The sequence below is a fragment of the Herbaspirillum sp. AP02 genome, assembly GCF_015767275.1.
Classification (GTDB): domain Bacteria; phylum Pseudomonadota; class Gammaproteobacteria; order Burkholderiales; family Burkholderiaceae_D; genus Herbaspirillum.
The window spans coordinates 126,822-141,192 of sequence record NZ_JADWMY010000007.1 but is presented as its reverse complement, the minus strand read 5'-3'; the positions used below and the strand labels follow the sequence as shown (position 1 = coordinate 141,192).

At 64.3% G+C, this 14,371-nt stretch carries 12 protein-coding genes; 9 read left to right on the top strand and 3 right to left on the bottom strand.

The window, feature by feature from the left end:
* Nucleotides 1–47 precede the first annotated feature (47 nt).
* Nucleotides 48–401: a phage holin family protein gene (locus tag I5R65_RS15480; protein ID WP_008332818.1), complete on the top strand. Its 354-nt coding sequence runs from the start codon at nucleotides 48–50 to the stop codon at nucleotides 399–401.
* A complete protein-coding gene (gene metF / locus I5R65_RS15475) occupies nucleotides 398–1,240 on the top strand; it encodes a methylenetetrahydrofolate reductase [NAD(P)H] (protein WP_180668504.1) in 843 nt (280 codons plus the stop codon). The genes I5R65_RS15480 and metF overlap by 4 nt, the downstream gene beginning before the upstream one ends.
* Before the next feature lie 108 nt (nucleotides 1,241–1,348).
* Here metF and I5R65_RS15470 read toward each other — a convergent pair whose 3' ends face one another.
* Nucleotides 1,349–1,945, bottom strand: coding sequence for a 5-formyltetrahydrofolate cyclo-ligase (locus I5R65_RS15470; RefSeq protein WP_231395188.1), 597 nt, complete (start codon nucleotides 1,943–1,945; stop codon nucleotides 1,349–1,351).
* Nucleotides 1,946–1,979: 34 nt separating this feature from the next.
* Between I5R65_RS15470 and I5R65_RS15465 the strand changes: the two genes are divergently transcribed.
* From I5R65_RS15465 to I5R65_RS15435, 7 genes are all read left to right on the top strand, one after another.
* Nucleotides 1,980–3,992: a lytic transglycosylase domain-containing protein gene (locus tag I5R65_RS15465; RefSeq protein WP_180668502.1), complete on the top strand. Its 2,013-nt coding sequence runs from the start codon at nucleotides 1,980–1,982 to the stop codon at nucleotides 3,990–3,992.
* 59 nt (nucleotides 3,993–4,051) lie between these two features.
* On the top strand, nucleotides 4,052–5,020 hold the full coding sequence (locus I5R65_RS15460) for a complex I NDUFA9 subunit family protein (protein WP_180668501.1): 969 nt from the start codon (nucleotides 4,052–4,054) through the stop codon (nucleotides 5,018–5,020).
* Nucleotides 5,021–5,065: 45 nt separating this feature from the next.
* Nucleotides 5,066–5,767 carry a glutathione S-transferase family protein gene (locus I5R65_RS15455; RefSeq protein ID WP_180668500.1) on the top strand — a complete coding sequence of 234 codons (702 nt, stop codon included), beginning with the start codon at nucleotides 5,066–5,068 and terminating at the stop codon, nucleotides 5,765–5,767.
* Nucleotides 5,768–5,777: 10 nt separating this feature from the next.
* The gene (locus tag I5R65_RS15450) at nucleotides 5,778–7,010 is read left to right on the top strand and encodes a multifunctional CCA addition/repair protein (RefSeq protein WP_180668499.1); all 1,233 of its coding nucleotides are present in this window, start codon (nucleotides 5,778–5,780) and stop codon (nucleotides 7,008–7,010) included.
* A gap of 14 nt (nucleotides 7,011–7,024) precedes the next feature.
* The gene (locus tag I5R65_RS15445) at nucleotides 7,025–7,747 is read left to right on the top strand and encodes a GNAT family N-acetyltransferase (protein WP_180668498.1); all 723 of its coding nucleotides are present in this window, start codon (nucleotides 7,025–7,027) and stop codon (nucleotides 7,745–7,747) included.
* An 80-nt stretch (nucleotides 7,748–7,827) separates the two neighbouring features.
* A complete protein-coding gene (phhA, locus tag I5R65_RS15440; protein WP_180668497.1) occupies nucleotides 7,828–8,709 on the top strand; it encodes a phenylalanine 4-monooxygenase in 882 nt (293 codons plus the stop codon).
* A gap of 558 nt (nucleotides 8,710–9,267) precedes the next feature.
* Nucleotides 9,268–12,864, top strand: coding sequence for an indolepyruvate ferredoxin oxidoreductase family protein (locus I5R65_RS15435; RefSeq protein ID WP_180668496.1), 3,597 nt, complete (start codon nucleotides 9,268–9,270; stop codon nucleotides 12,862–12,864).
* Between the two features lie 41 nt (nucleotides 12,865–12,905).
* Here the strand turns inward: I5R65_RS15435 and prmC are convergent, their stop codons facing one another.
* Together prmC and I5R65_RS15425 are read right to left on the bottom strand one after the other, a co-directional pair.
* Nucleotides 12,906–13,739, bottom strand: coding sequence for a peptide chain release factor N(5)-glutamine methyltransferase (prmC, locus tag I5R65_RS15430; RefSeq protein WP_180668632.1), 834 nt, complete (start codon nucleotides 13,737–13,739; stop codon nucleotides 12,906–12,908).
* Nucleotides 13,739–14,233 carry a disulfide bond formation protein B gene (locus tag I5R65_RS15425; RefSeq protein ID WP_180668495.1) on the bottom strand — a complete coding sequence of 165 codons (495 nt, stop codon included), beginning with the start codon at nucleotides 14,231–14,233 and terminating at the stop codon, nucleotides 13,739–13,741. Before I5R65_RS15425 ends, prmC begins: the two co-directional genes overlap by 1 nt.
* Nucleotides 14,234–14,371 lie beyond the last annotated feature (138 nt).

The window sequence follows — 14,371 nt, the reverse complement described above, 5'->3', positions numbered from 1 at the left end:
CCGCTGTTGTCTTCATCACTCCCCTGACGGGGTCGAAAGGAATCACCGTGCGCCTGCTGCTGACCTGGCTCATCAATGCCCTGGCCTTGCTGGCCGTTCCCTATCTGATGCACTCGGTGCAGGTCGACAGCTTCGGCTCGGCCCTGCTGGCCGCGCTCATCCTGGGTTTCGTCAATACCATCGTGCGCCCGGTACTGGTCGTGCTGACCCTGCCGGTGACCATGCTGACCCTGGGCCTGTTCATCCTGGTCATCAACGGCCTGATGTTCTGGGTGGTGGCGCAACTGGTAGGGGGCTTCCACGTGGCCGGATTCTGGTCGGCCGTGGGTGGTGCGCTGCTGTATAGCATCGTCTCCTGGGCACTCTCGACGCTGTTGCTGAAATCCGGATCGAATCAATGAGCACACATAATTTCAGTATCGAATTCTTCCCGCCCAAGACCGCCGAAGGCGCGGAAAAACTGCGCGCCACCCGTGCCAGGCTGGCCGCGCTCGAACCCAAGTATTTCTCGGTGACCTTCGGCGCCGGTGGCTCCACCCAGCAGGGTACCCGCGACACGGTGCTGGAAATCATCGGTGAAGGCCACCAGGCCGCGCCGCACCTGTCCTGCATCGGCAGCTCACGCACCAGCCTGCGCGCCATCCTGGACGACTATCGCGCCCATGGCATCAAGCGCCTGGTGGCGCTGCGGGGCGACCTGCCCAGCGGTTATGGCGCCATGGACCAGGCATCCAGCGAATTCCGCCACGCCAACGAACTGGTCGAGTTCGTCCGCGCCGAGACCGGCGACTGGTTCCACATCGAAGTGGCCGCCTACCCGGAAATGCATCCCCAGGCCCGCTCTCCGCAGGACGATGTCCAGAATTTCGCGCGCAAGGTCAAGGCCGGTGCCAATGCGGCCATCACCCAGTATTTCTACAACGCCGATGCCTATTTCCGCTTCGTGGATGAGGCAGCGCGCCTGGGCGCGACCGTACCGGTGATCGCCGGCATCATGCCCATCACCAACTACTCGCAGCTGATGCGTTTCTCGGACATGTGCGGCACCGAAATCCCGCGCTGGATCCGCCTCAAGCTGGCCAGCTATGGCGACGATACGGAGTCGATCCGCGCCTTCGGCCAGGACGTGGTGACGCAACTGTGCGAGCGTCTGCTGGCCGGTGGCGCACCGGGCCTGCATTTCTATTCACTGAACCAGGCCGTACCCACCGAAGCGATCTGGCGACAACTGGTGAAATAGCGCAGCACCCGGCAAGCGGATGCCAGCCGTAAAGCCGGGTCGTGGCCCGGCTTTTTCATTGCTCAATCAGCCATTGCTCAATCGACAATGGCGAATGGTGGGTGAATATCAGTGGGCATCGGTGAGGATGGCATCCAGTGGCACGTCATGCGGTTGCGCCTCGAATGCCACCAGGCCAAAGCCATAGCACACGCCCACCGCCAGCGGCCGGGCTGTGCCGGCCAGCGTACGGTCATAGAAGCCGCCCCCATAACCCAGCCGGAACCCGGCTTCGTTGAAACCGACGCAGGGAATCAACAGGGCCTGGGGCTGGACCACTGCGGTCCCCGCCGGCGGCACCCTGGTCCCCATGGCATCCTTTTCCAGGACATCTCCCGGGTGCCAGCGGCGAAACTCCAGCGGCATCTCCCGCCCCACTACCACCGGCAGGCACAGGTCCACGCCACGCGCTGCCAGCGCGTCATAGGCGTCAGCCAGGTCGGGTTCGCGCCGTATCGGCTGATATACCGCCAGACTGGCGATACCTGAGTCAACACACCAATCCAGCACCTGCTGGCCAATGTGCGCATCGGCGTGTCGCCTGTCCACGTCCGCCATGGCCTTGCGGCGTGCCAGCAGTTCAGTGCGCAACTCGGTCTTGCGCAGCACGGCGCGGGCTTGTTCGGTCTCCGGCGCGAGCGGATCGCGTGCTATGCTTGGGTTCATTATTTGTTCCATCAATCTGCATGAAGAAGCTTGCATGAGTATGCGTCCGAAGAAACATCCGTTCAACCAGCGCCTGCGCGCGCTGGCCGCCTCATTGGCTACCTCGTTGGCGCTGCCCCTGGTCGTGGCGACCGGCACCGTCCTGATCGTGGCGCCAGCGGCCCACGCCCAGAAACGCCTGGCCCCAGACGCCGCGCCCGACGATCTCTTCCTCGCCCTGCGCCAGGCCGCCGCCAGCGACAACGCTGCGCTGGCACAGGACCTGGCCGCGCGCCTGTCCGGTTACGAACTGGCCTCCTACGTTGACTACTACCGCCTCAAGCCGCGTGTGCGCGACTATAGCGCCAGCGAACAGGAAATCCGCGATTTCCTGGCACGTTGGGAGGGCCAGGCCATCGTCGACCGCCTGCGCAACGACTGGCTGCTGGCACTGGGCAAGACTGGCAACTGGACCGTCTTCGATGAGCAATACCCCAAGTTCGTGCTCAACGACGATGTCCAGGTCAAGTGTTTCGCCCTGAACTCGCGCGCCCTGAAGGGCGAGAACGTGGCCGAGGAAGCGCGTACCCTGCTGAGCAACCCCAAGGACTTTGGCCAGGGCTGCAGCGACCTGATCTCCACGCTGGCCCAGAACGGCCAGTTCAGCCAGGCTGATGTCTGGTTCCAGATCCGCCAGGCGGCCGAGAACGGCAATGCCACCGTCGCCCGCCGTGCCGCCGTGCTGGTCGATAGCGGCGACGTCGCCGTCACCCAGGTGATGGACCGCCCGGCGCTCATGCTGGCCAAGGGCCCGGGCAAGGGTGCCGCCAACCACCAGCTCTACATCATCGCGCTGGGCCGTATCGCCAAGAGCAACCCGACCCAGGCCGCCACCTATCTCAACGATGCCGGGCGCAACATGAGTGCGCAGGAAGTGACCCAGGGCTGGGCGCAGATCGCGCTGGCGGCGTCCTACAAGCTGGCCCCGGAAGCCTCCGATTACTGGCGCCGCGCCAAGGATGCCAGCTTGAGCCAGGATGCCATGCAGTGGAAGGTCCGCATGGCCCTGCGCGATGGCGACTGGAAGACCGTGCGCAAGACCATCGAAGCCATGCCGGCTCCCCTGCGCAGTGACACCGCCTGGGTCTACTGGCTGGGCCGTGCCCTGAAGGAAGAAGGGCAGACCGACGCCGCGCGCCGCCTGTTCGAATCGATCGCTCCCAACTTCAGCTTCTACGGCCAACTGGCACTGGAAGAGCTGGGTCAGAAGATCAGCATCCCGCCCGGCCCGACCCCGCCCGGCGCCGGCGAAGTGGCGCTGTATTCGCAGAATGCCGGCTTCAAGCGTTCGCTCAAGTTCTATCAGCTCAACCTGCGCTTCGAAGCCATCCGCGAATGGAACTGGGAATTGCGCAACATGAGCGACCGCCAGCTGCTGGCCGCCGCCGAGTACGCGCGCCAGAGCGACGTGCTGGACCGCATGGTCAATACCTCTGATCGCACCCGCGGTGAATTCGATTTCACCCAACGCTTCCCGGCCCCGCACCTGCCCGAGATGAACGCCGCCACCAAGCCGCTGGGCATGGAGAATGCCTGGGTCTACGGCCTGATCCGCCAGGAATCGCGCTTCATCAAGTCGGCCCGTTCCCATGTGGGGGCCTCCGGCCTGATGCAGCTGATGCCGGCCACCGCCAAGTTCGTCGCCAAGAAGATCGGCATGAGTGAATTCACCGCTGACCAGGTCAACGACATCAACACCAACCTGCTGCTGGGCACCAGCTATCTCGACATGGTGCTCAACAACATGGAAGGTTCGGAAACCCTGGCCACCGCCGGCTACAACGCCGGCCCCGGTCGTCCCCGTACCTGGCGTGCGAGCTTGCCGCGTCCGGTGGAAGGGGCGATCTTCGCCGAGATCATCCCTTTCAATGAAACCCGGGGCTATGTCAAGAACGTGATGTCCAATGCGACCTACTATGCGGCCATGTTCGAGAATCGCCCGCAATCGCTGAAGCAGCGCATGGGCACGGTGGCGCCCAATTCCAACGTCGCCACCGACCTGCCCTGATCCCATCGCCCGCGCCGCCGGCAACTGCCGGTGGCCAACAGGAAATCGGAGAGTGACAAATGGCAGTCAAGAAGATCCTTGTCATCGGCGGATCCGGCTTCATCGGCACGCGGCTGGTGGAGCTGCTGGGCAGCAGCACCGGTTATCGCATCATGGTCCCCACGCGCCGCTACGAGCGCGCCAAGCATCTGCTGGTGTCGCCGGTGGTCAGCGTGGTGCAGGCCGATATCCATGACGACGCCGTGCTGGCGCGGCTGGTGGACGAGGCCGATGTGGTCATCAATCTGGTCGGCATCCTGCAGTCGCGCCCGGCACGTGGCGGCGCAGCCTATGGCCCGGATTTCGAACGCCAGCATGTCCTGCTGCCGCGTCGCATCGTCGCCGCCTGTGTGCGGCAGGGTGTGCCACGCTATCTGCACATGAGCGCCCTGTGCGCCGATGCCCAGGGGCCATCGATGTACCTGCGCTCCAAGGCGGCCGGCGAACAGGAGGCACTGGCCTCACCGGCGCTGGACGTGGCCATCTTCCGGCCCTCGGTGGTGTTTGGCGAGGACGACCACTTCCTCAACATGTTTGCCGGCCTGAACCGGATGTTCCCGCTGATCCCGCTGGGCAGCGCCGAGGCGCGCTTCCAGCCGGTGTATGTGGGGGATGTGGCACAGGCCTTCGCCAACGCGCTGGCGCTGCCGCGCCTGGGTGGCAGGGTGTTTGAGCTGGGCGGACCGAAGCAATACGCCTTGCGCGAACTGGTGCGCCTGTCCGGCTGGTACAGTGGCCATCCGCGTCCGGTGGTGGCCCTGCCGGATGCCCTGGGCTGGTTGCAGGCCTTCGCCCTGGAACATCTGCCCGGCAAGCTGATGAGCCGCGACAACGTTGCCTCCATGCAGGTGGACAACGTGCTGCATGGCCCGCTTGCCGCCGAACTGCAGCTGGTCCCGAAGTCGGTCGAGGAAGTCGTCCCCGGCTATCTGTCGCCGCGCAGTCCGCAGCAGCGATTCGATTTTTTCCGCAGCACCGCACGGCGCTGAGCCTGTCGCTCACCGCGCTTTTCGATTTCCAAGAAACGAGCCCACATGCAAGACACTGAACTTGATCCGGTACTGTCCGAAGCCCTGAAAAAGGCTGGCCGCCACATGCCCACGCTGGTGATCGCCAACAAGAATTATTCGTCCTGGTCGATGCGACCGTGGGTGGCCATGGTCGCCTTCGACATTCCTTTCAAGGAAGTGCGCGTGCTGCTCGACCAGCCCGAGACTGCCGGTGAGATTGCCCGCTATACCGGCTCCGGCCGGGTGCCGGTGCTGCTGGATGGCGACATCGCGATCTGGGATTCGCTGTCCATCTGCGAATACCTGGCCGAGCAATTCCCCGACCGTGGCCTGTGGCCGGCGCGCACCGACGCCCGTGCCATCGCCCGCAGCATCTGCGCCGAGATGCATTCCGGCTTCACCGGCCTGCGCAGCGCCATGAGCATGGACATCCGTGGTCGTTATCCCGGCCAGGGCCGCACGCCCGAGGCACAGGCCGATATCGGCCGCGTCTGTGAAATCTGGGAAGAATGCCTGTCGCAGTTCGGCCACCACGATTTCCTGTTCGGCGACTTTTCCATCGCCGACGCCTTCTACGCGCCGGTGGTGATGCGCTTCATCAGCTACCAGGTGCCGCTGGCACCGGCCCTGCAAGCCTATGCTGACCGCGTGCGCGCGCATCCGGCCGTGGCGCGCTGGATTGCCGAGGCGCTGGCCGAGAAGGAAATCCTTCCCGGTCACAAGTGAGGCAGCAAAGATGAAGACCTACACCGTCGGCGGCGCAGTGCGCGACGGCTTGCTGGGCCTGCCGGTGAAGGACCGCGACCATGTGGTGGTCGGCGCCACCCCGCAGCAGTTGCTGGAGCGCGGCTTTCGCCCGGTGGGCAAGGATTTCCCCGTGTTCCTGCATCCTGATACCCACGAGGAATACGCCCTGGCCCGCACCGAGCGCAAGACTGCGCCCGGCTACAAGGGTTTCGCCTTCCACGCCGCGCCTGACGTCACGCTGGAAGAGGACCTGGCGCGCCGCGACCTGACCATCAATGCCATCGCCCAGGACGAGGATGGCACCCTGGTCGATCCCTATCACGGCCGCGCCGATATCGAGCGCCGCGTGTTCCGCCATGTCTCCGATGCCTTCATCGAGGACCCGGTACGCATCCTGCGGCTGGCGCGCTTTGCGGCGCGCTTCGCCGATTTCAGCGTGGCCCCCGAGACCCAGGCGCTCATGCAGCGCATGGTCGAAGAGGGCGAAGTCGATGCCCTGGTGCCCGAACGCGTATGGCAGGAGCTTGCACGTGGCCTGATGGAGCGCAAGCCCTCACGCATGTTCGAGGTGTTGCGCAGCTGCGGCGCATTGCAGCGCATCCTGCCCGAGCTGGCTGCGCTGTGGGGCGTGCCGCAACCCGAAAAATGGCATCCCGAGATCGATACCGGCGTGCATGTCATGCTGGTGGTGGACTGGGCAGCGTCACAGGGCTTCTCCTTGCCTATCCGCTTCGCCGCGCTATTGCACGACCTCGGCAAGGGCAGCACGCCGCCCGAGATGTGGCCGCGCCATCACGGTCACGAAGCGCGCAGCGAGCGCCTGGCCGAGCAGGTCTGCGCCCGCCTGAAAGTGCCGGGCGACTGCCGTGACCTGGCGCTGATGACGGCCCGCGAGCACGGCAACGTCGGCCGCGCCTTTGAGATGCGCCCCGATACCCTGGTCAAGTTCTTCGCTCGTTGCGATGCCTTCCGCAAGCCGCAGCGCTTCATCGACATGCTGCGCGCCGCCGAGTGTGATCATCGCGGCCGCACCGGCCTGGAGCTGCAGCCCTTCCCGCAGGCAGCGTATCTGGAAGGTGCGCTGCAGGCCGCGCAGCAGATCGATGCCGGTGCCATCGCCGGCCAACAGACGCAGCCGCAACGCATTCCCGAAGCGATACTGGCGGCCCGTACCGCACAGGTCGAGGCGTTCGTCGCGCAGTACCGGCCAATGCCGTCCTGAACCCGGAGCGGACCATGAGCAACCCGTTCTCCCGCTGGATGCAACGACTGCGCGGCGCCTCCGCAGCCGCTGGCGACCGGCATGAGAAGCCGCATGTCTTCGTCAAGGAATTGTCGCCCCGCTCGCGACGCCACCTGTTGCGCCATTTCCTGGCGCTGGAAGAAAAGGACCGCCTGCTGCGCTTCGGCTCCAAGCTCTCCGACGAGATGGTGACGCGCTATGTCGAGGGCATCAACTTCGAACGCGACACCGTCTTCGGCGTCTACGACCGCCGTCTGCGCCTGCTGGGCGTGGGGCACCTGGCCTTCGCGCCCAAGGAAAGCACGCGCATCAGCGGCGCCACCATCAAGCCAGTGGTAGCCGAGTTCGGGGTCTCCGTCACGGCCGCAGCCCGCGGCCTGGGCGTGGGAACGCGTCTGTTCATGCGGGCCTCCATGCGCTGCCGCAATGCCGACGTTGATACGCTGTACATGCACTGCCTCTCCTCCAACAAGGTCATGATGCACATCGCCAAGAAGGCCGGCATGGAAATCCACCGTGACTACGGCGAAGCCGATGCCTACCTCAAGATCAAGCCGGCCAACTCCGCCACGGTGTTCCAGGAGGCGGTGGAAGAGCAGGTCGCCATGCTCGACTACATCATCAAAGCCAACTTCAAAGCCCTGCTGAAATGGGGCGCCCGCGTCACCGGTATTGGCAACGGCAAGAAGGATCAGACACCGCCGCCAGGCGCATAGATTCACTCCTGTGCCGCCGCGCATGACCATCCCGGCAAGGGGGCGCATAATATGCGCCTCACTTTGACAACGGGTATGCCATGAGCACCAATCCCAACACCGACGATTTCTTTGCCACCGTCGCCACCAAGTCCGACAGCGGCGCCTTGCGCGGCGACTATAGCCAGGCCGACGCCAACTACGTCGTGGCCCAGAACTGGGAAGCCTATACGCCAGCCCAGCACGCGCTGTGGCGGCGCCTGTACGAACGCCAGGCCCGCCTGATCCCCGGTCGTGCCTGCGACGTCTTCATCGACAGCCTGAAGGCCCTCGATGTTTCGCAAGGCATTCCACGCTTCGACCAGACCACCGAAGCGCTCTTCAAGGCCACTGGCTGGCAGCTGGTGGCCGTGCCGGGCCTGGTACCGGATCACACCTTCTTCGAGCATCTGGCCAACCGTCGCTTCCCGGTCACCGTCTGGCTGCGCGAAGAACACGAATTCGACTACATCGTCGAGCCCGACGTGTTCCACGACTTCTTCGGTCACGTGCCGCTGCTGTTCAATCCGGTCTTCGCCAACCATTTGCAGGAATACGGCAAGGGCGGCCTGAAGGCGCTCAAGCTCGACGGCCTGGCCTATCTGGCCCGCCTGTACTGGTACACCATCGAGTTTGGCCTGATCCAGAGCGAACAGGGCTTGCGCATCTACGGCGCCGGCATCCTGTCTTCCGGCGGCGAGGTGGAATATTGCCTCTCCAGCGAGCAGCCACGCCGTGTGCCGTTCCAGGTGGAGCGCATCATGCGCACGCTCTACAAGATCGATACCTATCAGGAAACCTATTTCGTCATCCGCGATTTCGAACAACTGTTCAATGACACCGCACCGGACTTCACGCCTATCTACGAGAGCCTGAAGCAACAGGAAGCGCTGTCCGCGCACACCCTGCTGCCGGGCGAGGCCAACCTGCCACCGAATCGCTGAGCCCTACCATTGCGGGGCGCCGGGAGCAGCCCTTTCGGCGCACCGGCAAAAAAAAAGCGGATCCGGCAGGGGGAGCCGGATCCGCGAGCTAGTGGTGCTTTCAACACTAGAGGGGAGGAACCTTGCGCAGTAACGGATAACCAATCAATCGCTGTTCAAGTGAGGTCTATTAAACGTCAGCGCCGGACCCGGTCCAATGGCTTTTACTGGTTGTTACATTCACGTCTTGCTTGTAACAACTGAACTTCTCTCCCTCCTTTTTTTCAGCCGGAAATATTGTTGTTTCCCCCTTTCCGGCATTTTCTCCTCCACAAAACCGTGATTGCCGCAGGACCTGCGGAAAGTGTTTCCGGTATGCCAAAAAAGCCCGGAAACCCTGCTGCAGCGTGCGTAGCGGGGTGATCATCCTTGTGCTAACTTGATACCACAACATTAAGAAAACCCGGCCCACAAGGCCGAGGTGTTCCCTTTTCCCGACAGCGCGACGAATTCCGAGATTCTGATTCTGCTGACGGGAGCATGTGCAGGCAAAAACAAGATTTTTGGCACGGAGACCACATGAACGCACCCCTACCCGCCGGGCAACGCCTGCTGCTGGACGATGTATCCCTGGACGACAAATATGCGCTGGAGCGCGGCCGCGTCTTCATGACCGGTATCCAGGCGCTGGTGCGCCTGCCGATGCTGCAGCGGCAATACGATGAACGCGCCGGGCTCAACACCGCCGGCTTCATCACCGGCTATCGCGGCTCGCCCCTGGGCGCGGTCGATCAGACCGCCGAGAAGGCCCGCAAATACCTGGAAGCGAAACAGGTCCGCTTCCATCCCGGCATGAACGAGGACCTGGCGGCCACCAGCGTGTGGGGCACGCAGCAGGTCAATCTCTTCAAGGACGCGCAATACGATGGCGTCTTCTCGCTGTGGTACGGCAAGGGGCCTGGCGTGGACCGCTGTGGCGACGTGTTCAAGCATGCCAACATGGCCGGCACGTCCAGGCATGGCGGCGTGCTGGTGATCGCCGGCGACGACCATGCCGCCAAGTCCTCCACGGCTGCGCACCAGAGCGAACACATCCTCAAGGCCTGCGGCATCCCGGTGCTCTATCCGTCTTCGGTGCAGGAGTATCTCGACTACGGCCTGCATGGCTGGGCCATGAGCCGCTATACCGGCCTGTGGGTGGCCATGAAGTGCGTGACCGACCTGGTGGAGTCCGGGATGTCGGTGATGATCGATCCCGATCGCATCAAGATCCAGCTGCCGGAAGACTTCGCACTGCCACCTGATGGCCTCAACATCCGCCAGCCCGACACCGTGCTGGGTCAGGAAGCGCGGATGATCAACTATAAGTGGTACGCCGCGCTGGCCTACGCCCGCGTGAATAAGCTCAACCGCATCATCTGGGACAGCCCGCGTGCGCGCATCGGCATCATCACCGCCGGCAAGTCCTATCTCGATACACGCCAGGCGCTGGAAGACCTGGGCATCGATGAACAGGTCGCCGCCGACATCGGCATCCGCCTCTACAAGGTCGGCATGACCTGGCCGCTGGAAGCCGAAGGCGTGCGCGAATTCGCCCAGGGGCTGGAGGAGATCCTGGTGGTGGAAGAGAAGCGCCAGATCCTCGAATACCAGTTGAAGGAAGAACTCTACAACTGGCGCGACGATGTGCGCCCGCGCGTGGTCGGCAAGTTCGACGACACCGGCGAATGGAGCGGATCGCAGCGTGAAGGCCATGGCAACTGGCTGCTGCCGGCCACCTATGAACTGAACCCGGCGCAGATCGCGCGCGCCATTGCCACCCGCATCTCGCGCTACTTTGCCGGCCATCCCGTGGAGCAGCGCGTGCGTACCCGCGTGGCCTATCTGGAAGCCAAGGAAGCCGCACTCAACATCAGCAGCAAGCCCGATCCCGATAAGGACCGCATCCCGCATTTCTGTTCAGGTTGTCCGCACAATACCTCCACCAAACTGCCCGATGGCAGCCGTGGCCTGGCCGGTATCGGTTGCCACTACATGGTGACCTGGATGGACCGTGAAACCAATCTCTTCACCCACATGGGCGGGGAGGGCGTGACCTGGGTCGGGCAGGCACCCTTCACCAGCGAGAAGCACGTGTTCGCCAATCTGGGCGATGGCACCTACTTCCACTCCGGTCTGCTGGCAGTACGCGCCTCGGTCGCCGCCAAGGTCAATATCACCTACAAGATTCTCTACAACGATGCGGTCGCCATGACCGGCGGCCAGGAGTTCGACGGCCCGCTCGATCCGGCCATGATCTCGCGCCAGCTGGCCGCCGAGAACGTGGGGCCGATCATCGTCGTCACCGACGAACCGGACAAGTATCCGGCCGGCACCCGCTGGGCCGAGGGCGTGACCATCCGCCATCGCAGCGAACTCGATGCGGTCCAGCGCGAGCTGCGCGAGATGCCGGGTGTTTCGGCCATGATCTACGACCAGACCTGCGCCTCGGAAAAGCGTCGTCGTCGCAAACGCAATGCCTACCCGGACCCGGCCAAGCGCGCCGTCATCAACGAAGCCGTGTGCGAAGGCTGCGGCGATTGCAGCGTGCAATCGAACTGTCTCTCGGTGGAGCCGCTGGAAACCGAGTTCGGCCGCAAGCGCCAGATCAACCAGTCGTCCTGCAACAAGGATTATTCCTGCGTCAACGGCTTCTGCCCCAGCTTCGTGACCGTGGAAGGCGGGCAGTTGAAGAAGCCTGCCCGCGCCAAGGCCTCCGCCGGTCCGAGCTTGCCGGCGCTGCCGCAGCCCGTGCTGCCGGGGCTGGCTCAGCCCTACGGTATCCTGGTCACTGGCGTCGGTGGCACCGGCGTGATCACCATCGGCCAGATCATCGCCATGGCTGCGCACGTGGAAGGACGCGCCTGCTCGGTGCTGGACATGAGCGGCCTGGCACAGAAGGGCGGGCCGGTGATGTCGCACGTGCGCGTGGCCGAGGACGCGGCGCACATCCATTCCACCCGTGTCGGTACCGGCATGGCGGATCTGGTCATCGGTTGCGACGTGATCGTCACGGCGGGCCGCGACGCCCTCTCGCGTATGGGAGAGGGGCGTACCCATGCCGCCGTCAATTCCACGCAGATGCCGACGGCGGCCTTCGTGCGCAATCCCGACTGGCAATTCCCCACCGCTTCCAGCGAGGGCGAGATCGCCCAGGCCTGCGGCCGCGACAACCTGTCGCTGGTCGACGCTGGTCGCATTGCCACCGCTCTGATGGGCGACGCCATCGCGACCAATATGTTCATGCTGGGCTATGCCTGGCAAAAGGGCTGGGTCCCCTTGTCGGAGGGAGCCCTGCTGCGCGCCATCGAGCTCAACGCGCTGCAGGTGGAGTTCAACAAGCAAGCCTTTGCCTGGGGCCGGGTGGCGGCGCATGATGTCGAGTTCGTCCTCAATGCGGCCGGCCGCAACGGCATGAGCGCGCAGGTGATTGAGTTCAAACGCACGCCGTCGCTGGATGAGTTGGTGGAGCGTCGCGTGGCCTTCCTCACCGATTACCAGAACGCCGCCTATGCCCGCAGCTACCGCGATTTCGTCGAGCAGGTGCGCCAGCGTGAAAGCGCGCTGGGCGAGGCTGGTCGCGGCCTCAAGCTGAGCCGGGCAGTGGCGAACTACCTCTTCAAGCTGATGGCCTACAAGGATGAATACGAGGTGGCGCGCCTGTATAGCGAACCGGCCTTCCGGGCCAAGATCGCCGGTATGTTCGAGGGCGACTACAAGCTGCGCTTCCACCTGGCACCACCGCTGCTGGCGCGCCGCGATGAAAAGGGCCACCTGCGCAAGCAGGCCTTCGGCAGCTGGATGATGCCGGCCTTTGGCGTGCTGGCCCGGTTGCGCTTCCTGCGTGGCACGGCCTTCGATCCTTTCGGCTATACCGAGGAACGCAGGCAGGAGCGCGCCTTGATCGGCGCCTATCGTGACACCCTCACGCGCCTTTTTGCACAACTGACACCGGCCAATCTGGAGCAGGTGATTGCCGTAGCCCGCGTCCCAGAAGGGATTCGGGGCTATGGGCATGTCAAGGAGCGTCACTTGCAGGCTGCACAACTGAAGGAAGCTTCATTGCTGGCTCAACTGGGCCAGGGGCCGTCGCAAGCACCGCAATCACCGCAAAGTGGAGGAAAACAGGCGGCCTGAGCGGCCCCTGTGGAGTGAACTGAGCGTGTGGAGGGAGCGCGTCAGGCCAGGCGGCCGCCGCTTACGCGTTCGATGCCGGCCAGGTCGCGCCAGCTTTGCACGTCCGCAAAACCGGTGCCGGTCAGCAGGGCGCGCACTGCGGCGGCCTGGTCGTAGCCGTGTTCCATCAACAGCCAGCCTCCCGATACCAGGTGCGCCGGGGCGCCATCGATGATGGTGCGCAGGTCGGACAGGCCATCGCCGTGGTCGGTGAGGGCATCGACCGGCTCGAAGCGCAGGTCGCCTTGCGAAAGGTGGAGGTCACCTTCGACGATGTAGGGCGGGTTGGAGGCGATCACGGCAAAACGCTGGTCCCTCGCCAGGGCACTGTACCAGTCGCTCTCCAGCAGGGTCACGCGGGTCTGGTGGGCTGCGGCGTTCTCGCCTGCGATGGCGAGCGCCGCCGCGCTGGCGTCGAGCGCCGTGACCAGGGCATCGGGCCGGCTATGGGCGATGGAGACGGCAATCGCACCCGATCCAGTGCCCATGTCCAGCAAGGCACCGCCCGAGGGCAATCTTTCCATGGCCAGTTCCACCAGCAGTTCGGTATCCGGGCGCGGGATCAGTACATCCGGCGTCACCCGGAAATCCAGTCCATAGAACTCGCGCAGGCCCACGATGTAGGCGATCGGCTCGCCCCGGAGACGCCGTGCGTAGAGGGTCTTGAGCGCATCGGACTCGGCCTCGTCCAGGCGCCGTTCCGATTGCGTGATCAGTTGCACCCGCGTCAGGCGCAGGGCATGGCAGAGCAGGATACGGTTTTCCAGCGGGTCCAGCGGCGCCGTCTTCAATACGGTGGCCAGCGTGCAGCCGGCGTAGCTGGACAGCGGTTCCATCATTTCCAGATCGTGGTGCGTGGTGCGCGTTTGAAGGCCTGCACGGCCAGCATCACGGCCAGCACGGCGAACCAGATCAGTGACCAGGTCGGGATCTGCAGCCCGAATACCGGCGGCCACGGAGCCGAACAGAAGCCGTCGGCGGTGAACATCTGCGGCAGCAGCTTGGCGGTGGGCAGTTGGTTCAGGGCCGTTTCCAGCGGGTCGGTGGTGCAGGAGACGCCCGGATGCGCCTTCACATACAGATGCCAGATCGCCGTGCCGGCACCGCCCAGTGCGGCCAGCAGGCCCAGTGCCGCGCTACCGCGGCGCGCTCCGGCCGGCAGGCTGGCGCCGATCAGCGCGAAGACCCCTACCAGCACGAACATGTAGCGCTGGATCACGCACAGCGGGCAGGGCTGCATTTCCTCGACGATCTGCAGATACATGGCAAAGGCCAGCAGGCCGGCGCACACCAGCGCCACCAACAGGAAAACCGGTTTGGATGATTTCATGGTTATTGTTCGAAAATGTCTTGGTTGGTGGGATTTTCATGGCTGCGGCGATCCGGCCATGACGCGATTGTAGAGACATCCCGGGGACCCTGCACTCTGTTCCCCCGAACAGTACGCAAGGTCAGCCTGGGACCGGTA